The 18,252-nt window shown below is 66.1% G+C and carries 25 protein-coding genes; 19 read left to right on the forward strand and 6 right to left on the reverse strand.

Going from position 1 to position 18,252, the window contains the following annotated elements:
- Positions 1-117: 117 nt before the first annotated feature.
- A complete protein-coding gene (locus FYJ31_RS11190; protein ID WP_140515012.1) occupies positions 118-903 on the forward strand; it encodes an ATP synthase F0 subunit B in 786 nt (261 codons plus the stop codon).
- Positions 904-925: 22 nt separating this feature from the next.
- Here the strand turns inward: FYJ31_RS11190 and FYJ31_RS11195 are convergent, their stop codons facing one another.
- The gene (locus tag FYJ31_RS11195; RefSeq protein WP_229774094.1) at positions 926-1,792 is read right to left on the reverse strand and encodes a hypothetical protein; all 867 of its coding nucleotides are present in this window, start codon (positions 1,790-1,792) and stop codon (positions 926-928) included.
- Between the two features lie 136 nt (positions 1,793-1,928).
- Here FYJ31_RS11195 and FYJ31_RS11200 point away from each other — a divergent pair, with 136 nt between their 5' ends.
- Both FYJ31_RS11200 and FYJ31_RS11205 read left to right on the forward strand, forming a co-directional pair.
- Positions 1,929-3,554, forward strand: a complete 1,626-nt coding sequence (locus FYJ31_RS11200; protein ID WP_065445196.1) for a RecQ family ATP-dependent DNA helicase — start codon at positions 1,929-1,931, stop codon at positions 3,552-3,554.
- A complete protein-coding gene (locus FYJ31_RS11205) occupies positions 3,551-4,477 on the forward strand; it encodes a helix-turn-helix transcriptional regulator (RefSeq protein ID WP_065445199.1) in 927 nt (308 codons plus the stop codon). The genes FYJ31_RS11200 and FYJ31_RS11205 overlap by 4 nt, the downstream gene beginning before the upstream one ends.
- 94 nt (positions 4,478-4,571) lie before the next feature.
- On the opposite strand, the gene FYJ31_RS11210 is transcribed toward FYJ31_RS11205, so the two are convergent.
- The 4 genes from FYJ31_RS11210 to FYJ31_RS11225 all read right to left on the reverse strand — a co-directional run bounded on the left by FYJ31_RS11210 (position 4,572) and on the right by FYJ31_RS11225 (position 6,885).
- Positions 4,572-5,051, reverse strand: coding sequence for a GNAT family N-acetyltransferase (locus FYJ31_RS11210; RefSeq protein ID WP_077384640.1), 480 nt, complete (start codon positions 5,049-5,051; stop codon positions 4,572-4,574).
- Positions 5,048-5,317 carry a type II toxin-antitoxin system TacA family antitoxin gene (locus tag FYJ31_RS11215; protein WP_007051948.1) on the reverse strand — a complete coding sequence of 90 codons (270 nt, stop codon included), beginning with the start codon at positions 5,315-5,317 and terminating at the stop codon, positions 5,048-5,050. Before FYJ31_RS11215 ends, FYJ31_RS11210 begins: the two co-directional genes overlap by 4 nt.
- Positions 5,318-5,476: 159 nt before the next feature.
- Positions 5,477-6,067, reverse strand: a complete 591-nt coding sequence (locus FYJ31_RS11220; RefSeq protein WP_154536695.1) for a PBECR4 domain-containing protein — start codon at positions 6,065-6,067, stop codon at positions 5,477-5,479.
- A gap of 371 nt (positions 6,068-6,438) precedes the next feature.
- On the reverse strand, positions 6,439-6,885 hold the full coding sequence (locus FYJ31_RS11225) for a helix-turn-helix domain-containing protein (RefSeq protein WP_032737849.1): 447 nt from the start codon (positions 6,883-6,885) through the stop codon (positions 6,439-6,441).
- Positions 6,886-7,264: 379 nt separating this feature from the next.
- Here FYJ31_RS11225 and FYJ31_RS11230 point away from each other — a divergent pair, with 379 nt between their 5' ends.
- The 12 genes from FYJ31_RS11230 (at position 7,265) to FYJ31_RS11285 (ending at position 14,883) form a co-directional block, all read left to right on the forward strand.
- A complete protein-coding gene (locus FYJ31_RS11230) occupies positions 7,265-8,308 on the forward strand; it encodes a hypothetical protein (protein WP_229774095.1) in 1,044 nt (347 codons plus the stop codon).
- Entirely contained in the window at positions 8,308-8,958 is a 651-nt protein-coding gene (locus tag FYJ31_RS11235) for a class II glutamine amidotransferase (RefSeq protein WP_154536696.1), read from the forward strand. The genes FYJ31_RS11230 and FYJ31_RS11235 overlap by 1 nt, the downstream gene beginning before the upstream one ends.
- A 474-nt stretch (positions 8,959-9,432) precedes the next feature.
- The gene (locus tag FYJ31_RS11240; protein ID WP_154536697.1) at positions 9,433-10,011 is read left to right on the forward strand and encodes a DUF4192 family protein; all 579 of its coding nucleotides are present in this window, start codon (positions 9,433-9,435) and stop codon (positions 10,009-10,011) included.
- 70 nt (positions 10,012-10,081) lie between these two features.
- Positions 10,082-10,618 carry a hypothetical protein gene (locus FYJ31_RS11245; protein ID WP_154536698.1) on the forward strand — a complete coding sequence of 179 codons (537 nt, stop codon included), beginning with the start codon at positions 10,082-10,084 and terminating at the stop codon, positions 10,616-10,618.
- Between the two features lie 535 nt (positions 10,619-11,153).
- Positions 11,154-11,348 (forward strand): hypothetical protein, encoded by a 195-nt coding sequence (locus FYJ31_RS11250; RefSeq protein ID WP_007051954.1) that lies wholly within the window; start codon positions 11,154-11,156, stop codon positions 11,346-11,348.
- Positions 11,349-11,402: 54 nt separating this feature from the next.
- Positions 11,403-11,618, forward strand: a complete 216-nt coding sequence (locus tag FYJ31_RS11255; RefSeq protein ID WP_007051955.1) for a hypothetical protein — start codon at positions 11,403-11,405, stop codon at positions 11,616-11,618.
- A gap of 63 nt (positions 11,619-11,681) precedes the next feature.
- Positions 11,682-12,083 carry a DUF3846 domain-containing protein gene (locus FYJ31_RS11260; RefSeq protein WP_154536699.1) on the forward strand — a complete coding sequence of 134 codons (402 nt, stop codon included), beginning with the start codon at positions 11,682-11,684 and terminating at the stop codon, positions 12,081-12,083.
- Between the two features lie 328 nt (positions 12,084-12,411).
- Positions 12,412-12,999 carry a hypothetical protein gene (locus FYJ31_RS11265; RefSeq protein ID WP_007051957.1) on the forward strand — a complete coding sequence of 196 codons (588 nt, stop codon included), beginning with the start codon at positions 12,412-12,414 and terminating at the stop codon, positions 12,997-12,999.
- Positions 13,000-13,110: 111 nt separating this feature from the next.
- Positions 13,111-13,677, forward strand: a complete 567-nt coding sequence (locus FYJ31_RS11270) for a single-stranded DNA-binding protein (protein WP_154536700.1) — start codon at positions 13,111-13,113, stop codon at positions 13,675-13,677.
- Between the two features lie 71 nt (positions 13,678-13,748).
- Complete coding sequence (locus FYJ31_RS11275) at positions 13,749-14,147, forward strand: hypothetical protein (protein WP_032684614.1); 399 nt, start codon at positions 13,749-13,751, stop codon at positions 14,145-14,147.
- Positions 14,148-14,254: 107 nt separating this feature from the next.
- Entirely contained in the window at positions 14,255-14,569 is a 315-nt protein-coding gene (locus FYJ31_RS11280; protein ID WP_229774097.1) for a type II toxin-antitoxin system RelB/DinJ family antitoxin, read from the forward strand.
- On the forward strand, positions 14,566-14,883 hold the full coding sequence (locus FYJ31_RS11285; RefSeq protein ID WP_065445055.1) for a hypothetical protein: 318 nt from the start codon (positions 14,566-14,568) through the stop codon (positions 14,881-14,883). The genes FYJ31_RS11280 and FYJ31_RS11285 overlap by 4 nt, the downstream gene beginning before the upstream one ends.
- Positions 14,884-14,972: 89 nt before the next feature.
- Here FYJ31_RS11285 and FYJ31_RS11290 read toward each other — a convergent pair whose 3' ends face one another.
- Complete coding sequence (locus FYJ31_RS11290) at positions 14,973-15,185, reverse strand: antitoxin HicB (protein ID WP_229774099.1); 213 nt, start codon at positions 15,183-15,185, stop codon at positions 14,973-14,975.
- Positions 15,186-15,447: 262 nt separating this feature from the next.
- On the opposite strand from FYJ31_RS11290, the gene FYJ31_RS12545 reads away from it, so the two are divergent.
- From FYJ31_RS12545 to FYJ31_RS11305, 4 genes are all read left to right on the forward strand, one after another.
- Positions 15,448-15,609 (forward strand): hypothetical protein, encoded by a 162-nt coding sequence (locus FYJ31_RS12545; protein ID WP_165500143.1) that lies wholly within the window; start codon positions 15,448-15,450, stop codon positions 15,607-15,609.
- A gap of 115 nt (positions 15,610-15,724) precedes the next feature.
- A complete protein-coding gene (locus tag FYJ31_RS11295; protein ID WP_065472233.1) occupies positions 15,725-16,033 on the forward strand; it encodes a type II toxin-antitoxin system Phd/YefM family antitoxin in 309 nt (102 codons plus the stop codon).
- Entirely contained in the window at positions 16,030-16,362 is a 333-nt protein-coding gene (locus FYJ31_RS11300) for a type II toxin-antitoxin system RelE family toxin (RefSeq protein WP_065472234.1), read from the forward strand. Before FYJ31_RS11295 ends, FYJ31_RS11300 begins: the two co-directional genes overlap by 4 nt.
- 1,105 nt (positions 16,363-17,467) lie before the next feature.
- Positions 17,468-18,157 carry a hypothetical protein gene (locus tag FYJ31_RS11305; RefSeq protein WP_154536702.1) on the forward strand — a complete coding sequence of 230 codons (690 nt, stop codon included), beginning with the start codon at positions 17,468-17,470 and terminating at the stop codon, positions 18,155-18,157.
- The last annotated feature ends 95 nt before the right edge of the window (positions 18,158-18,252 follow it).

Here is an 18,252-nt window from a genome sequence, read left to right on the forward strand (position 1 = left end):
TATACGTGAATCATCGGAAAAACGCATATTCACGTATACCAATGATGTGGATCCGATTATCGCGGCCGGCGCGGGTGACCCGTGCGAACAGCGCCGGCCGACAGGAAAGGAACCATCATGACAGACACCGAAGGCGCGGAGACGAGACGATCCGACGGTGAGGAGACCCAGTTCATCCAACCCATCCGCGACTACGGGCGTGCCGAGGCGAAACCGCTCGACCTGCCCAGGGCCACGATCGGCGGATACCGGGCCGACGCCGTGGAGCGACGCGTGGCGGAACTCGAACGACGCCGCACGCTCGACCAGGCCGAGATCATCCGGCTCAAACGCGAGAACCACGGACGGCAGACCGAGAACGGGGAGCTCAACCAGCGTCTGACCATGCTGCAGGAGCAGAACAAGAAGCTCGAATACCAGGCGTCGAACCCCTACGAGCACATCGGCGTCGACATGCAGAACATGGTCAACGGCGCCAAGGCCGAACGCAAGGCCATCCTAGACAAGGCCGAAACCGAAGCCAAGACCATCCTCGGCAAGGCGCACGCCAAAGCCGAAGCCATGACCGGCGAGGCGAAGAAAAAAGCGGACGAGCAGGTCGAACAGGCCACGCGGTGCAAACAGGAGATCGACCAGGAAGCCGACAGGAGAATCGGCGAAAGCCGCGAACGGGCGCAGAAGCTCCTGTCCGACGCCAACACGGAAGCCGACAAAATCCTCAAAGCGGCCGAGGCGAAGGCCGCGCGCCTCGACGCGGAAACCAAGACACGGGTCGCGGACGCCGACCGACGCGAACGCGAGGCCGCCCGCACCGTGGACCAGGCCCGCCGGCTGCTCGCCGACGCGGCCGCCAGGCTCGCCCGCCCCGTGCCGGAACTCCCCGCCACGAACCCCCGCGAATAGAATCCGCCGGCCGGCGCGAGAGTCAGAGACCGTCCGCATAGCCGATCACATCCCGCTCCACCGCATGGACCACATCGGCGCCGATCCGGGCCACGGGGATGCTCCACATCGTGTCCGACCGCGCGTTGTACAGGCCCAGACGCCGCACACGGAGATACTCGGGATGTGTGGAATGCAGGCCGAGCCGCCAATAGACGAGCAGCTGCAGCGTGTACGTCGGGTTCGGCGGCCAACGGCTCACCTTCAGATCCCACAGGCCGTCAACGGTGAGCAGGTCCCCGTCTCCGGACGTGACCCGGTCCGTGTAGCCGCCGTCGAACGTGAACCCCTCCCACACGACCGGCCCCACCCGGTCCATGAACCTCAACGTGCGCGCCACCATGCGCCGCACGTTATACACCGTGGCCGGCCCCGGATCGATGACCCTGCCCGCCCGCCACCTCGCCGGGCCCCGACGCGACGCCGCGTCGAACCCGCACAGCAGGCACGCGGCCCGCACCGAACGGTCGGAGAACCCGTCCACCATGGCGAGCAGCCGTTCCGCATCCGCAGACCGGCCCACCAGACGCGCCCCCGCCAACGGCACCCGGAACGCATCCCGCGCCGGCACGCCCCGCGCCACACGGGACAGGTAATCCACCGCGAGGCCCGTCACGTCCGCCGGGACGTCCTCGAACGCATACAACGGCACCGGATCGGCCAGACGAACCTCGTCGAACAGGGACAACGGCAGATACCCATCCGGCGGCTGCGCCACCCGACGGATACGCGACGTGACCGCCATACGAGGCGCATGCGCCGCCTCATCCGCCTCACGCCGCGCGTCATCCGCCTCCATCTCCGAAGGCGAACGCATGTCGAAACCACAACCGTCCGGACCGATCACCATGCCACCCCGCTTCCGCACCATACACCCGGGAATGCGCGCGGGGATGGCGATAGCCGGGAATGACACCCCAGCATAAGGCGATGAATATGCTATACTTGAGGGTATCAAACTTATGGGTGAAAAGAAGGGAAGCGGAATGGTCGGGAACGGGGATTACATGCTGGCCGCGCTGAAGCGCTATTTCGGGTTCGACTCGTTCCGCCCGGGCCAGGAGGAGGCCGTCGGGGCGGTCATCTCGGGCCGCGACGTCATGGCCGTGATGCCCACCGGCGGCGGCAAGTCCGTGTGCTACCAGCTCCCCGCCGCCAGGCCCGGCACGTTCACCCTCGTCGTCACACCATTGAGGGCGCTCATGCGCGACCAGGTGCGGCACCTGCGATCACGCGGCATACCCGCCGCGCTCATCGACTCCGGCCTGGACGAGAAGGAACGCGCCGAGGTGTACGGGCGCGCCCTGTCCGGCGAACTGCGCATCCTCTACGTCGCACCCGAACGCCTGCACGCGCCCGACTTCGCCGACTTCAGCCACCGCATCCGCATCAGCCTGCTCGCCGTCGACGAGGCGCACTGCGTGCTGCACTGGGGATCGGACTTCCGACCCAGCTACATGCGCATCGGCGAATTCATCGACTCCCTGTCCCCGCGCCCCGTGACCATGGCGCTGACCGCCACCGCAAGCCGGACGCAGGCCGGGGAGATCCGCGAACTCCTGCACCTGGCCGACCCCGTGACGGTCACGACCGACGCGGACCGGCCGAACCTGCGCCTCACGGTGGTCCGCGCCAGGCCCGGCGAACGCCTCGAGGCCATGATCGCCTGGGCGAAACGGCACAAGGGCAGCGGCATCATCTACAAGGAGAACCGGAAAGGCTGCGAACGGCTCGCCGAGACACTGCGCTCCGAAGGCATCGACGCCATGGCGTTCCACGCCGAAATGAGGGACGCGGACAAGAAACGGGTGCAGGACGGGTTCCTCGCCGGCCATCCGCGCGTCATCTGCGCCACCAGCGCGTTCGGCATGGGCGTCGACAAGCCCGACGTCAGATGGGTCCTCAACGACGGGCCGTGCAAAAGCCTCGAAGCCTACTGGCAGGAGGCCGGCCGAGCCGGCCGGGACGGCAAGCCTGCCGACGCGGTCCTCTACTGGAGCCCCGGCGACTGGCGATGGCTGCGCCACGCCGCATGGGAGGCGAAAAGCCGCGCCGAGGAATCCGGCGACCCCTCACGCATCAGGGCCGCGCAGCTCATGGACTCCCGACTCGACGCCATGAGCGCATACTGCGAGACCCGCCGATGCCTGCGCCGGACCATCCTCGCCATGTTCGACCCGCCCGGCACCAGACGCGACGACTGCTCCAACTGCTCCAACTGCCAGGCTGACGGTAGGGAGATCGTGAAAAAACCGGCGTCGAACCCGTACCGCCGGCGGCGGACGGCACCGGAAACGGGGGAGGGACAGGGCGAGCCCATGGGCCGCGAATCGATCCGCATCGCATGCCGGTACATCGCGAACATCCAACGCGAGCTCGGCCACGGCGTCAGACCGAGCGTGCTCGCCGCCGCCCTGCACGGATCCACCCGCCGCAGCGTCACCGAACAGGGACTCGAACTCATCGACGGGCACGGCGCGTTCTCCGCCCGAAGCAGACCCGCCGTACGGAACATGATCGGCACCCTCGAGGCCATCCAGGCCATCGACACCGGCACCGGCCTCGTCGAACCCGGGCCCCTGTTCGACATCTACCTAGGAGGCGACAGATGAGCGGCAGCGGCAGGACCATCCCCATCGGCGCGGCGGAACTGCGCGCGATCAGGGAACGGGAAAGCGTCCTCGAACAGACCCTCGCACGGCTCACCGGCGTTGACACAGCGACCGTCGAACGGATCGAGAACGGCGAAACCCCGCTGTCCACGCTCGAACCCGACCAGATCCGGCAATGGGCGAAGACCCTCGGCGTCAACCCCGCCCGGCTCACGGGCGAGACGCCCCAAGAGGGGGAGGGCGCGACCACCGTGATCCGGAGGATGCGCACGGAACGGGGATGGAGCTGCCCGCAGCTCGCCGCACACGCGAACGTGCCATACCGGAGCCTGCGCCAATACGATTCCGGGGAACGCGACACCGCGAACATGGCGGCCGGGATCCTCGCCCGCGTCGCCATCGCGCTCGACACCAGCATGGAAAAGCTAGCCGGCCGGCCCGAACCGGACCATGCCACGGACAATCCGCCCGCCGGATGGGACGGCACCCGCCTCGCCTGGCACCGGACGCGACAAGGTCTCAGCCAGGCCGAACTCGCCATCCGGGCCGGACAGACCACGCAGACCATCGGAGGCATCGAGACCCGCCGATGGGCCACCGGCAGCAAACGCAGCCGCATCATCCTCGACCTCGCCGCCGGCCTCGGCGTCCGGGCGCTCGACCTCATGGACCAAACACCGGAAGGGAAACCACGCATGGACGAACCCCGGCCCGCGAAAACGGAACATTCGGACGCGGCCGACGACCTCGTCTACCGCAACCACGTGAACGCGGCCATCGACCAGCTCAGACTCGCCCTCCGGACCGCCGACACCGGCGAACGGATCCGACTGCTCACCGGGGCCCTGGCCAACACCGGCAACGCCATCGGACAGCTCGCCCAATTCGACTCGGACGGCAGAGCGCGCCCGCCAAGGAAATGAACGGCGGGCCGACGAAAACGATTCGAGAGAAAACAAGGAGGCGGGGAGAACCGTCCACGGCCCTCCCCGCCTCCCTCTTCTACGGGCATCCCGTTCACGCCGAACGGAGAGGGATGAACATCCTGCCCGACCGTTCGATGTGGCGGAACCCGTAATGCTCGTAGAAGCGCGTGGCCCTGTCCGAGGCCGGCTCCACGAGCAACGCCTTGGCTCCGACTATCTCCGCCGCACCCATCGCCCGCATGGCGGCGTCCCTGAGCAGCTGTGCCCCCACGTGCATGGTCTGGTAGCGCATGGCCACGCCGAGCATGCCCAGAAGGATCGCCGGGATCGGATCCGGGCTGTTCCTCCTGAGCCAGCCATTGGCCTCGGCATGGCCGATGCTGTACGCGCCCAACGTGTAGAAACCGGCCGGCGCGCCGTCGCAGAACGTGGCATAGGCGACCGCCGTATGCTGCTTGCCGGCATTTCTCAACTGGTTCCGCAGCCAGTCATTGACAACCGGCAGGCCGCAGTCGAAACCGTCGGCGTCGTCCTCGGCGGTCAGACGCCGCGGCGGGGTGAAATCGGTCATTTCCAGATCGGCTCGCTCTCGAGCAGCCGGACCATCTCCTCCGGCATGGGCTCGTCCAGGGCCCGTACGAACGAATCCCACGCCTCGTCATCCAAATGGAGGACATGAGACTCCCGGATGTCCCGGTCGGCGGCGACGAGCAGGTTGGTCAACGCCCATTGAGAGGTGCTGAGTCCCCTGAACTCGGCCGCCCGGTCGAGGCGTTCCTTCTGTGATGGCGTGAGCCGCATCTCGAAGCGGCTGGCCTTGCTGGTGATTTCCGTCATGCCATAACCGTACGGCGTTTGTACGTAAGAGTCAATGAGGATCTGTTGTCGGACGCGGACGGCCGCGACGGCGGATGTCGGATGGGCCGTTCGTGTCCTACGCCTCGGGCTCCGCGTATGCGATCGCTGCCAAGGCTTCGGGCGTACGTCGGCAAGGACTCAGGGGCTGACCAGTTCCACCGCTGAAACGCGATGGGGGATGCTGTCCGTCCTCATTCGTTTATATACGGACTGACGGCGAATGCTCTTGGGGTAGAACACGTTGCCGTTGCAAAGGCCCGACCGCATCCGGTTCCCGTTCCAATCGGAATCCAATCCCAGGCACCACGCCTCGCCGCCGAGGTAATACACCACTTCGGCCTTGTCGGAGTCGACCACCACATCCACGTTGCCTTCAAGGTCCAACGCGTTCGAAAGCACCTCGGCCTTGCCTCTTGTCCGTGGATAATCGGAGTAATGTATGGCCGAGGAGGGAAGGCGTCCCTTGATCACCTGGTCGAAGAAATAATTGGCCTCTATGGTCTTTCCGGCATGGACCACCTGCGGCGGCCTGTCGCACCATACGCCGCACAGATGCTCGAAGTTGCGCTTCTCCCATAGGATGTCGATGACGAGGCCATCCTCGCAGGTGATAAGGGAATGCCGGCCGATCAGCGGCCTGTACTTCTTGGCCGCCGCGCGATACATGGGAATGAGTTTCTTTTTCCGGGAGCGGTCGAGTTCCGACCCCCTATGCGACGCGGCGGTCATGAAGCCCCTCTCCGAAAGACGATAAAAACCCGGGAACGTCAAGACCGGTAACGTTCCCGGGTTGTGGAGGACTGTTGTTTCGGTCTTCTGCATGACTACCCAAAAGGGTCGGACACGAACTCGAATCGATGCCGTCGCGTCGATCCGTATCACCCGTTCGCAGGGGCTAGACTCCCAATTCTCGCAACGCATGTTCCGCACGGCCGGTTCATGGGGAATCCGCGGACAGCCAATCCTTCGATAAGACTTCGGCTTCAACCCCGACCTCCGGACGGGAAGAGGAGCATGGGCCAAGGCCTTGATTCCAAACTATACAATCGAACCATGGAAGTCAAATACCCCCTATCGTGACATGAGATAGGGGGCATCCGTCACGCCTCGGGCTCCGCGTACGCGATCGCGACCGGCAGGCCCATGGCGTGCAGCCGGTCCGCGGCCAGGCGCGCCGCCGCGTTCTCGACCCTCCACATGCCCGCATCCCCGTCCTCCGGATGGGCCTTCGCCCACTGGGCCGCGTCCCGCCAGTACGCCAGCATGAGCGGCGCCGGCTCGACGCCGCGCTCCCGCGCCACCCGGGCCGCCGACGAGGCGATCTCCACCAGGCCGGCCGCCTTCCCGTCGGCCCGCCGCCACAGGCCCTCCACCAGGTCCCACGCCTCGCGCTTCGGCGGATAGAAATACCTCGGGCTCTCCCAGTTGCGGACGGTGCGCGCGTCCACGCCCACGCGCTTGGCGACCCACTCCTGCGGCAATCCCAGCAGCTCCCGCATCAGGCGGAAGTCCGCCTTCCCGCGCATCCGCGACAACGAACCGTCCATGATCCCTCCAGACCTTGATTTCCTACTACAGGAAACAATGATACCTGTTTTAGGAATCCCTGTCCAGCCGGATCCGGGTCGCCGCCGAAAACGGAGCTCGCCCCGAAGGGCTCGCGGATCCGACGCCGCGCCCCGCCATCCGGCGGGAGCACGTCGAAAAGGGGTCCCGCCATCGAAGGCGGGACCCGGCCCGGCCGGCCGGCACACAGCATGACCGGACGTCCGGCGCGTCGCAAGCGTCCGCGTGTCTGCCGGCCGGTGCCGCCGCCGAAGGCGGTCCCGGCACCGGGCCGACCGGCCACGCGGCTTGCGCCGCGCCGCGGCCATCCGGTCCCGCCGCGCACCGTCCGGAAGACAAGACGACATAGGAGCGTGACAAATGACCGGAAACAACCATGACATCCAAAGGGACGACCGTCGGTGCGGGCACTGCGAACGCCAGTCGGGGGAGTGCGCCGTACGGTGCCACGACTGCGACGGATGGCTATGCGGGGACTGCGCGGGGACAAAAACCGTCGAATGCGGGTGCGGCAACACTGTATGCGACGACTGCGCGCGCACATGCAACGAATGCGGTTCGCGGATGTGCGGGGACTGCGCATACTGCTGCGAGCACTGCGAGCACATCCTGTGCGAGAACTGCGGGTACCGGTGCCGCATGTGCGACGACCGCCTGTGCTCGGACTGCCAGGAATACTGCGAGCAGTGCGACGAACGCTACTGCCCCTACTGCTACGAACGGCACGCCTGCGCGAACACGCAGGACCCCTGCTACCGGGACCCGTACGAGGGACGGCCCGTCCGCGAGCCGTTCACCTTCGGACTGGAAATCGAAGTGGACGGCAACCACGACACCGACATGCTCAGGAACCACAGGCTCATCGCCGGCTGGTGCCCGGACGGCAGCCTCCACCACGACGGCTCCCTCGAATACCAGAGCGAACCCATGACCATGAGCCAGCTCACGGAAATCCGCCGACTCGTCGAACGCATCGCCACCGACACCGACAACACGCTGTCGGGCGGGCACATGCACATCAGCCGCACCGGCCGGCAGACCCCGGCCCGCTGGTACTGGGCGCTGGAAGCGCTCGACGAGACCCAATGCGAGGCGCTGAACATGCGCCACATGACCGACACCCGCTGGTGCGAGCTCATCCACGGCGACTACTGCGGCAAGGACACCGCCATCAACGACATGCACCGCCACACCATCGAATTCCGAACGTTCGGCCCGTGGCACCACGACACCTCCGGAAGACTCGACGCCGCCGTCCATTACATGCACGCCATGTGGCGGTTCTTCCAGAAGTTCCCCGTCCCCAAGCTCAAGACCCGCGACATCCAAGCCATGAGCCGCGTCGCCGCCACACAGGCCATCAACGACACGAACGCCACGACGGCGGGAAGGGGACGAATCTGATGTGCGTCATCGTCACCAGCCAAGCGGACACCATGCCAAGCCTCACCCAGCTCGCCCGGATGAGCGACGCCAACCCCGACGGGGCGGGCATCGCATGGCACGACGGCCAACGCCTCCACCGCTACCGCAACGAAGACAACATGAAGACGCTCGCGTTCATCATGGACCACTGGCAGAGCCTCGAAACCTCCCCGTTCCTCCTGCACTTCCGGCTCGCCACCCACGGCAGGGTGTGCACCGGGAACACGCACCCGTTCCGCTTCCGCAAAGGCGACCGCACCGGCTTCATCGCCCACAACGGCATCGCCCACTCGTACACGCGCGGCCGACACGCGTCCGACAGCCGCAACGCGATACTCGCATGGCACGCCGGACAGGCCGACCTCACGGACGGAAGCCAAGGCAGGTTCGCGCTCATCGACCAAAACGGCAGGCTCGAATGGCTCACCGCCGACCACGAGACCATCCCGGGCCGCACCGGGGCCATCGAAGTCAGCAACACCAACTGGGACACGGACGGCCTCATCGGATACGACCTGTGGGAGGAGGCGTACCGGCAGGGACTCGAAGCCGGATACGAAACCGCCATCGAGGAGATGGCCGACAGCGGATACGCGACGACGCTCGACTACACGCCACCGCGCCGCTGACGAGAGTCGCCGCCCGCGCCGGGCGGGCGGCGACGGCCCCCGGCAGGCCAAAGGGCTCAAACCGCCCTTTGGAAACCGGGCCGGCCCCCGGCCGCCGGAGCCCACCCAGGCGCCGCACCCCGCGACGCGGGGCGACGGCGAAAGGAAACGGAACCGGCGGGACCGCGCGATCGCCGCCGCCCGGACGCGCACGGACCCCTACGGGGGCCCATGCCCGCGCGCCTGGCCGACCGCGCCGCGCGCCCGCCGGCCATGCCGCCGCATGGAGCCCGCCAAGGGCGGGCACGGCAAAAACACGTGGTTTGACCTTCTTCGGCCCATCGAAGCATACCCGCGTCGGCGAACCCGTCAACGCCGCCGCACACGCCGCAGGACGGCGGGGCGTCGCCTCATGACGGAACCGCCTCGAGCGGGGTACGCATCCGCTGACCGAAGAAGGTCAAAAAACAAAAGACGCAAAAAGGAGAAAACACCATGACCACCACAACCCGGAACATCATCGAGGAACTCAAACACGCCGCAACCGAACAGGGGGCAGGCGAAGCCGTCCGCACCATCGCCGGACCCACGCTCAAGGCATGGATGCGAGCCCTCGACGGCAAGGATACGGACCCGGAACGGCTCGACGACCTCGCCACGCTCATGACGGCCCGCCTGTCCATCAGGGACGCCGCACTCATCGCCGCCGTCGAACCCAAACTCGACACGGCGACCGTCATCGACATGGCCGCCCGGCCCCACGCGTCCAACAACAAGACGCTGCTGACCGAAACGCTCAACGCCGCGTTCGACGACCCCCACATCCGCCCCGACGAGACCCGCCTCGCCCGCGCGGTGCGGGAGGCGTGCGCGATGGCCGACCGCGCCAGAAAGCACGGCGGGCCCGTCGCCCAACCCTACGCCCTCGCCGCCTACCTCGCATGGTGGGACGGCGACGGGAAGGCCGCCACCCTCGCCGCCCTCGCCGCACTGGACGACGACCCGGAAACCAGCCTCGCCATCATGGTCGCCACCATGGCCGCATCCGGCCGATACCCCGCATACCTGCGCTGACCGACAGAAAACAGCCGTGGCGTCCGACGGCACACGCCATCGGACGCCACGACGGAAAGGACACGACACCATGCATGCGAACACCATCGAAACCACCGCCAAGCAACAGGGCTGGACGCTCCACACCGGATTCGCCGGCGGGCAATGGCTCGAAACCAGCAGCCCCGCCGGGGAAGACCTCATCATAGACGTGCCTTCGGGCCGGCCCATCCCCGAAACGGTGCACGAACACGCCGAACAATTCGACCCCGACGAACACGTGCGAGCCCTCGTCAGGAGCCCGATGAAAGGACAACCCGGCACCATCGCGGAACTCCTCGAAGACGCCAAAGCCATACAAACCATGCTCGACCGGCTCGACGCCGCGCTGTCCGCCCCGCCGGACGACGACCCCCACTGGGAGCAATGGACGGCCGAAGCGCTCGACGAAATGCTCGACGACGTGGCGCACAAGGCCTCCAGCCTCGCCCAAACCGTCCTCTGGCACCACCACGCCGCCAACCACGGCATCGAAACACCGGAGAACACCCGCCGCCAATGCCTCGACACGCTCGACGACCTGCGCGACCTCATGAACCGGGACGCCAGCCGCCACCCCCTCACATGACGGAGAAGAAAAACGCCGACGGCAGGCCCGTCATCCGAAAGAGTCCCCGCCCGCATCAGGCAGGCGGACGGGGACGGCCCCCGGCGGGCAAAGGGGCTCACACCGCCCCTTTGCAAACCCCGGCCGGCCCACGCCGCCGGACCCCACCCAGACGCCGCGCCCCGCCAAGCGGGACGACGGCGAAACGGGCGAAGCCCTATCAGACGAAGGAGCCGCGCCGCCGGCATGTCCGCTCCCGGGATGCAAGGCCCCCAAAGGGGCCATCATCGCATCCCGTCCGCGTCCACGCCGCGGACACGGCACGATTCCCCCGCACGGAACCCGCCCCAAGGGGCGGGCCGGACCATTTTTTTCTTTTCGGCCGGTCGGCTTCGCCTCTGGATCATACCGGCGTCGCGGAACCCGTCAACGCGCCACGCAACGGGCTGCGCCCGGCGCGATCGCTAATGACGGAACCCGCTTTGGCCGGTAACGCTGCGCTTGACCAACCGGTCGAAAAGAAAAAACAAGGGACCACCAGACGGGAGCAAGCACCATGGCACGCAACATCATCAAAAGCATCGAACGCGGCGGATACCGGTACGACGTCGAGGAGACGGGCGACGGCGCACGCCCGTACGACGTGCACCAGCTCCACAAGGCCCAAGGCCATTGGGTCGACGCCGGCTACGGACGCTACTGCGCATCCATGGCCGAGGCCGACGCCTACATCGGCGGGCAAACGGCGTGACATGCCGGCCAAGGAAGGCCGGAAACAAACCCAGGACAAACCAAGGAGCCACACATGGACCTCATCCGTCAATACCTCGCAAGCCCGGAATTCGCCGAAGCCATCGGCAACGTCGTCGTCATAGCGATCATGGCCACGGCCGCCGGCATCGACTGGAAGATATACGGCCGCAAGACCAGACGGCGCACCCCGCCGAGCATCGACACCCCGCAACGCCGCCGCAGGGCGGCACAACGCAGGACCATCCCCGCCGGCCACATCGACGAATAACAGCAGCGTCCTCCCGCCCATGCGGGAGGACAGGCAAACCCCTGCAAGGAAAGGACCACCATCATGGACACCATCAAGACGCTCGTCATCGAACCTTTGCGCCGTCCGGAACTGCGCGACATCGACCTCAGCATCACGGCCATCGGGAAGACGATCGGCGGATACGCCGAACCATTGCCCCTCGACCGGCGGACCACGCTCTGGTGCGACGAAGAGGGAGCGATCAAGAACCTCAAGCCGAACCGCACCATCCGCCTCAGCCAGGACAGCCGCCTCGCGGACGCCGGCAAGCCCATCATCATCCGCGGCACGTTCGTCATCACGGGACCCCACCCGCAGGACGGCCCCCTCGGACTCGACGACGAGCAGATCGGACGCTACGCCGCCATGTTCGCCGACCCCGAAGCGCCCTGCAGGCTCCCCGACGGCAAAACGTTCATGATACCCGTCCACCCCATCGGCTGACCCACGGCCAAGGAGTCCCCGCCCGCGCCAACCAGGCGATCGGGGACGGCCCCCGGCGGCCGGGAAGGGCCACGCGCCCCTCCCGGACCTCCCCGCGCCGGCCCGAACCGCCGGCCCCGACCGGCATCGGTCTCCCGCACACATGCGGGAAACACGATGGACGGGCAAGCCCTATCAGAAAAAGGAACGCCCCCAAAGGGGCGCGGCCCCAGGTTTCCCTTTTGGCCTTTTCGGCTGAAGCCGAAACGATCATACCGGCGTCGCGGAACCCGTCAAATCGCCACGCAGACGGGCTGCGCCCGGCGCGATCGATCGGACGGAACCCGCTTTGGCCGGTAACGCTGCGCTTGACCGAAAGGCCAAAAAGAAAAAACAGGGGATAGCCGGACAGACGATCCACGACACAGGAAAGGACACCATCATGAGCCAGTACAGGATAACGGCCACCATCACCAGCCAGACACAGGCCACCGACTCCGGCGCATGGCAGATGGGCATCACCTGGAGGAAAAGCCTCACCCTCGACCCCGCCGAAACCCAGGAGGCCGCCGACCTCAGGAACCAGGCATGGGAACAGGCCGCGAACGGCATCGACGACGAGACCACCCGCCGCATCTGGCAACAAGTCGACACCGTCACCGCACGCGAAGCCGAACGCCTGCGCGCCCAGGTCAGAAAACTCATCGGCCTGCTCAACGCCGGCCGGCCCGCGCTCGACGAAAACGGCTACCCCATGTGGGACCACCTCATCGCCCTGTCCAACAGGCAATGCTGGCAATGGGAGATCGCCGCCGCCCACAGCGGCTGCCTCGCCGCCATCATGCAGGCCGCCGGCATCGACGACTGGCCGCCAGCCGACTCCATGCCCGACATCACCAACCCCGTCATCACCATCAACCTGTCCACCAACCAATGAGCCAGGCAGACCGACGCTATCGCGCCGGCAACAGGTGGCCCACACGGAAGACGGCACGGGCCGCCTCCCGAAAACAGAACAGCCATAACCCACAAGGAAAGGAACACCATCATGGCGACCATCAACCAGATCACGCTGACCATCAGCGGAAACACCGACAGCATCGAATTCCACACCCGACAGGACGGCGGCATATGGGCCACGTTCGACGTCGCCCAGACCAGCCGCACCCAGAACCCGCAGACCGGCCAATGGGAGGACGGCGCCACCACATGGATCCGTTGCGCCGCCAGCGGATACCTGGCCGAACACCTGCAGCACAGCATGCTGCCGACCGGACCCGACGGCAAGCAGAAAGGCGTGCCCGTCATCGTCACCGGCAGCTACGTGCAAAGGGAATACACGAACCAGCAGGGAGCGAAACGAAGCATCCTCGAACTGCGCGCCACCGACCTCGCCGTCAGCCTGCGCGCCGGCACCGTCGCCTACAACAAGGCGCCGCGCGACAACGGGTTCGCGGGACGCACTCCACAGCCGAGCCAGCCCATGGCCCAGCCGCAGCCCCAGCAGCCGACGACGCCCGCCAGCGACCCGTGGAACGCCACGGGAGCCCAAACCAGGCAGCCCGCCTTCACCGACGGGTTCGCGCCCGCGGCACCCCAGCAGCCGGCGATCTGACGACGACCACACACGACCAAGGCCGGCCCACACATACGCCGGGCCGGCCCTCACCCGGAGAAGAGGCCAACATGCGGCGACATGCCATGGACGAATGGATCGACACCGGCGACGAGGAAGGAGCGGCGAAGGCGTTCGATGCGATGGACGAGCGGATCCGCCCGCCCATCGGCGCGCAGCCGCGCCAGATCATCCCCAGCAGGACGACCCTGGACGCATGCCAGCGGGCCGGCTGCCCCATCGAGGCCGGCGCCATCCACGCCTGGCTGTGCACATGGAGCGTCCGCAGCATCGACGGCACCGTGATCCGACGGGACATGCTCCTGATCGACGTGAAACGCGAAAACGAGATATGGAAGGCGACAAGCCGATACCGGCTCGACGGCATCCGCACGGGACGGCAGGCGCAGGCCGCGCTCCTGCTCGCCGCCACCGGGGCGCTGCGGCCCATCCAGGAACGATTCAAATAAACGGCATGGGCCGAGACATGGACGAACGGTATCGGTATCATTCCCGAATCAACACCAAGCAGATTATGATATTATATGGAAAACACATAAGGAGAAGGAGGCTTACCATGGCATTGATCCAGATCAACGTCACCGACGACGTCAAAGCGCGTGCCGACGCCGCCTTCGCGCGCAACGGCATCACCACGCCCGCCGCCATGAAGATGATGGTCACCCAGGTCGCCCACGAGAACCGCACCCCGTTCGACGGAGTCTTCTCCTCCCCGGCCGCACGCGAACTCGGCGAGGACGTACGCCGCGACATGCTGCTCGCCGAGGCCCAGGAATACGGGCTGATCGCCGACGACGCCACCGACGCACGAACCATCCCCGACGACGTGCTCGGGGAACTAGGCCTCACCGCACAGGAGGTAGGCCAGTGAACTGGAGTGTCAAGGCCTCGCCACACTTCTGGCGGACCGCGCTGCCCCTCAAGGAGAAATACACCCACGAACAGTTCGCGTCCATCATCCGATCCATAAGGAAGGCGATCTGCGAACTGGCGGCCAGGGGGCGCGTGGAGGAGAGCGGATGGCACGACCACCCGCTCGAGCGCAGCCCGTTCGGGGACGGAAACCACTTCGAGTTCCACACCTTCGACGACGACGTGCTCGTGGTCTACTTCAGACGCGAGGCGAAACGCACCATCCGCATGGTCGGCATCTACGACCATGACACCATACCCGACGACGAGTGATCGGAAAACCGCAGCGAAACAAACGGGCGGGGCCATCCATAAGCCGGAGGCCCCGTCTTCACATTCCAGACAGGAACGGGTGACGTCCATCAAAGACGGCCGAACGCCGAATCCATGTTCGCCAGAACCCCGGCAACGAGGCGACGGATGCCGGCCAAAGCCGTGGACGTGGAAACATACAGCCATCTCGATCCGGACAGTTCGACACAGGCGTCGACGTGCCCGCCATCCTCGAAGGGCCGACGAAACCGGTACGAGAAGCGATCGACATCAGCCGTCCCCATCATCCAGCCCTTCCGCATCCATATGCCGTCAACGACAACGCCATCCACGAACCGGGATGGAGACGGCATCCATCCAACCAAGCCGGGACGATGACGTGGCCCGGGTCCCGGCGTCCATCTTCGTTTTCCCTCCCGATCGGTTCCTTGGCGCACCATGCCACGGCGCACGCCGGGACGTCAACGGTCCACGCGACCCCTGCGGGGCCCCGCGCGTCCCATTGACGCCCCGACGCGCACCGCGGCAAAGAGCGGTCGTCACCAACCGGAAAGGAAAACGAAGATGAACACCAAGACCCTCGACAACACCGCAAACGACCCCTGGGCGGACATCGCGACCGCCGACCTCGTCAACTACGTACGCAACACCGGACACTTCCCCGCCGACGGATACCAGACACCAAAGCCCCAGACCGGAATCGACCCCTGGGCGCCGACCAAGTGACCGGCATGGGATGGCGGGGCCGGACGGGCCCTGTCCTCCCTTGACCGACCAGCAAAACGTGAATACAATTATCATCACAATAATAGCTATTTTTGAATCGATTGGAGCAAGGCGAATGGCGGGAAACATCACATTGGACAACCTCGTGTCCGTGTCCGAACTCAGCCACGGAGGGGTCAGCAAGACGCTCAGCAGGGTGGGGGACAACAACCCCATCGTGGTCATGCGAAACAACAAGCCGGCCGCCATCGTCATCAGCCCGGACGATTACCGCCGACTCACCGAGGCCGAAGAGGACTTCGCCCTGTACCTCGAAGCCGAGGAACGAATGAAGAAGGACGACGGGACAAGACTCGGCATGGACGACGTGTTCGGCAAGGACTACAAGCCCGTCGATGACGGCTATGTTCCGGAGTTCGAATGATGGTCTGGAACATCGAATTCACCAAGGAGGCGCAGAAGGACATCAGGAAACTCCGTGAGCCGTCCAAAAGCCATGTCAACGAGGCCATCAACAAGGTGGCGCAGAATCCGCTTCCCTTCACGGAAGGCGGCTACGGCAAACCATTGGGGCACAAGCGCGACGGCAACCTCACCGGATACCTGAAGGTCAAACTCCGAGGGGAGGGGCTGAGGGTCGTCTACCGGCTGGAAAGAACAGTCCATTCCATGACGGTCGTCGTCGTTTCCGTTCGTGACGACAACACCGTCTACAAGGAAGCGGCAAGAAGAATAAAAAAGGACCTGGCATAGTGGCACACGTTAAAGGGGGCGGAGTCCGATGACGGCTCCGCCCCCTTTGCCGTCGGCCGGACGGGCCGATCGGGCACGGAGGGCGGCATCGACCGTGGACCCATCCAATCCAATCCGGCCCGGTCCACGATCATGCCCACGTCGTGCGGGCCATGGCCAGCGTCCGAGACCGAGGACCAGGGAGCCGAATGGGCCACGTCGATGCATGTGGGCCATCAGCGTGCCCTGCGCGCTTCCGGACCGCATCATGCGAATGGGCCAATGGGCCACATGCCGGACCGATCATGCGGCCCACGCGAAAGCCCATGTGAGGGCCGGCATCGCGGACCACCCTGACGGACCGTGGACCGTGCAAGGGATGGTCCCGCGGACCACCCTGACGGACCACGGTCCATTCGGCGGACCAACCAAATACGTGATCCACGCGAAAGCCCATGCGGGGACGGCCACGCGGACCACCCCTGGTCCATGGACCGGGCCGGACGATGGCGTCCCCGTCCACCGGGCCACGGTCCAAGGACCATATGGGCAGGTCGGCGGGTGGACCCGGTTCATGCGGTCCATGGCCCGAGAGCCCACCGCCATCGGGCCGGTCTCCCCAAACGCACATGGAGCAAAGCCATGCGCATCGCGCGGCGCGCCCGGGACCGGTGCCGCATCCCCGACAGTCGACGAGCAGGCTCCCGACCGTGGACGTCTCCCCGTTCGGCAGGAGCCGGCACCCGCCGGGGGCGCCATGCCCGGCCTCCCTGCGTCAGCCGGCCCCGAACAAACAACGGCACAACAGACACATACGCGAAATAAAACCCGACATGAAAACCAGCACCCAGACAGACGAAAAAGCACGACACAGAAACCAGAAACAACGAAGACAGAACCAAGAACCCACACAGCCAGCCACAAGGTACGACGCCATCAGAAAACCCAAGAAAAAGCACATCCCGATGCAATCTCCGAAGGAGATGGACTTCTTGCACCCACCGCCTCACGGCGGCCGCCTATCGGCGGAACGGCAACGTTTTTGATGGTGTTTGCCGTCCGGGCGTCCGATATCGGGGTTCGGCGTTATCGACGGGACGGGAAACACGGGCCGGGTGGGGGCGCCATGAACGATGGGAACATGATCCAGGAGCCGCCCGCATGCCCGGTGTGCGGGCTCGCGGTGGAGGAGCGGGACCCGCGCCGCGGGAAGCCGCTGTCGATCCACCGGGCATGCCGGAACCGGCGCCGGGAGGAGCTGAGGAAGGAACGGGAACGCGGACGCCGCATGTCGCAGGAGTCGCTCCTGATGGCATCCAGGAACGACGTCGCCGAGGCGGCCGCCGAACTGCGCCGGCGGGTGGCATGGCGCAACGAGGCCGTCGGCCCAGCCGACCACGGGACGGTCGAACTGTGCTACTGGTCGGTCAGATGCATGGCGGCGCTCATGCGGCTCGAACCGGAAACGCTCATGGCATACGAGGACCGGTGGACCGTGGACCTGGCCCGGTCCATCGGCCGCAAGGGCATGGACCGGATCGCGGGCCTGACCGGCTGGAGGGGCCCACGCCCATGGACCATGGACCCGGCCATGACCGACACGGGCGAAGACCACACGCTCGAGGGCATGTGGCCCGAACCCGGGCCCGGGGTGGACGACGAATGGCGCGCCGACCTGGACCACGACGACGGCGCAGGCCCGCGGGCCGTCGACATGGACCGGATCATCGAGGGCATATGGGCCGAGGACCATCGAGGACGCAACGGCGCGGACCACGGATGGTTGTTTTTGTTCAATAGGAAGTTGAGGTTTTAGTCACGAAGGTTTTTCGGGTTTAGGCGGAAAGGCATGCCGACCACCCGTGGGCCTTAGCCTGATGGTGCTTCTAGTTCCATTCGGGAAAGGTCCGG

The sequence above is a fragment of the Bifidobacterium sp. WCA-178-WT-4B genome, assembly GCF_009696495.1.
Taxonomy (GTDB): domain Bacteria; phylum Actinomycetota; class Actinomycetes; order Actinomycetales; family Bifidobacteriaceae; genus Bifidobacterium; species Bifidobacterium infantis.

Excerpts from the sequence above, each read along its gene's own strand:
- FYJ31_RS11255 (WP_007051955.1), top strand. The coding sequence starts at position 11,403 with ATGGACCTCATCCGTCAATACCTCGCAAGCCCGGAATTCGCCGAAGCC.
- FYJ31_RS11295 (WP_065472233.1), top strand. The coding sequence starts at position 15,725 with ATGGCGGGAAACATCACATTGGACAACCTCGTGTCCGTGTCCGAACTC.
- FYJ31_RS12545 (WP_165500143.1), top strand. The coding sequence starts at position 15,448 with ATGAACACCAAGACCCTCGACAACACCGCAAACGACCCCTGGGCGGAC.
- FYJ31_RS11210 (WP_077384640.1), bottom strand. The coding sequence starts at position 5,051 with ATGACCGATTTCACCCCGCCGCGGCGTCTGACCGCCGAGGACGACGCC.
- FYJ31_RS11230 (WP_229774095.1), top strand. The coding sequence starts at position 7,265 with ATGACCGGAAACAACCATGACATCCAAAGGGACGACCGTCGGTGCGGG.
- FYJ31_RS11260 (WP_154536699.1), top strand. The coding sequence starts at position 11,682 with ATGGACACCATCAAGACGCTCGTCATCGAACCTTTGCGCCGTCCGGAA.
- FYJ31_RS11235 (WP_154536696.1), top strand. The coding sequence starts at position 8,308 with ATGTGCGTCATCGTCACCAGCCAAGCGGACACCATGCCAAGCCTCACC.
- FYJ31_RS11240 (WP_154536697.1), top strand. The coding sequence starts at position 9,433 with ATGACCACCACAACCCGGAACATCATCGAGGAACTCAAACACGCCGCA.
- FYJ31_RS11200 (WP_065445196.1), top strand. The coding sequence starts at position 1,929 with ATGGTCGGGAACGGGGATTACATGCTGGCCGCGCTGAAGCGCTATTTC.
- FYJ31_RS11190 (WP_140515012.1), top strand. The coding sequence starts at position 118 with ATGACAGACACCGAAGGCGCGGAGACGAGACGATCCGACGGTGAGGAG.
- FYJ31_RS11250 (WP_007051954.1), top strand. The coding sequence starts at position 11,154 with ATGGCACGCAACATCATCAAAAGCATCGAACGCGGCGGATACCGGTAC.
- FYJ31_RS11290 (WP_229774099.1), bottom strand. The coding sequence starts at position 15,185 with ATGCGGAAGGGCTGGATGATGGGGACGGCTGATGTCGATCGCTTCTCG.
- FYJ31_RS11270 (WP_154536700.1), top strand. The coding sequence starts at position 13,111 with ATGGCGACCATCAACCAGATCACGCTGACCATCAGCGGAAACACCGAC.
- FYJ31_RS11305 (WP_154536702.1), top strand. The coding sequence starts at position 17,468 with ATGAACGATGGGAACATGATCCAGGAGCCGCCCGCATGCCCGGTGTGC.
- FYJ31_RS11220 (WP_154536695.1), bottom strand. The coding sequence starts at position 6,067 with ATGACCGCCGCGTCGCATAGGGGGTCGGAACTCGACCGCTCCCGGAAA.
- FYJ31_RS11280 (WP_229774097.1), top strand. The coding sequence starts at position 14,255 with ATGGCATTGATCCAGATCAACGTCACCGACGACGTCAAAGCGCGTGCC.
- FYJ31_RS11300 (WP_065472234.1), top strand. The coding sequence starts at position 16,030 with ATGATGGTCTGGAACATCGAATTCACCAAGGAGGCGCAGAAGGACATC.
- FYJ31_RS11205 (WP_065445199.1), top strand. The coding sequence starts at position 3,551 with ATGAGCGGCAGCGGCAGGACCATCCCCATCGGCGCGGCGGAACTGCGC.
- FYJ31_RS11225 (WP_032737849.1), bottom strand. The coding sequence starts at position 6,885 with ATGGACGGTTCGTTGTCGCGGATGCGCGGGAAGGCGGACTTCCGCCTG.
- FYJ31_RS11275 (WP_032684614.1), top strand. The coding sequence starts at position 13,749 with ATGCGGCGACATGCCATGGACGAATGGATCGACACCGGCGACGAGGAA.
- FYJ31_RS11195 (WP_229774094.1), bottom strand. The coding sequence starts at position 1,792 with ATGGTGATCGGTCCGGACGGTTGTGGTTTCGACATGCGTTCGCCTTCG.
- FYJ31_RS11245 (WP_154536698.1), top strand. The coding sequence starts at position 10,082 with ATGCATGCGAACACCATCGAAACCACCGCCAAGCAACAGGGCTGGACG.
- FYJ31_RS11215 (WP_007051948.1), bottom strand. The coding sequence starts at position 5,317 with ATGACGGAAATCACCAGCAAGGCCAGCCGCTTCGAGATGCGGCTCACG.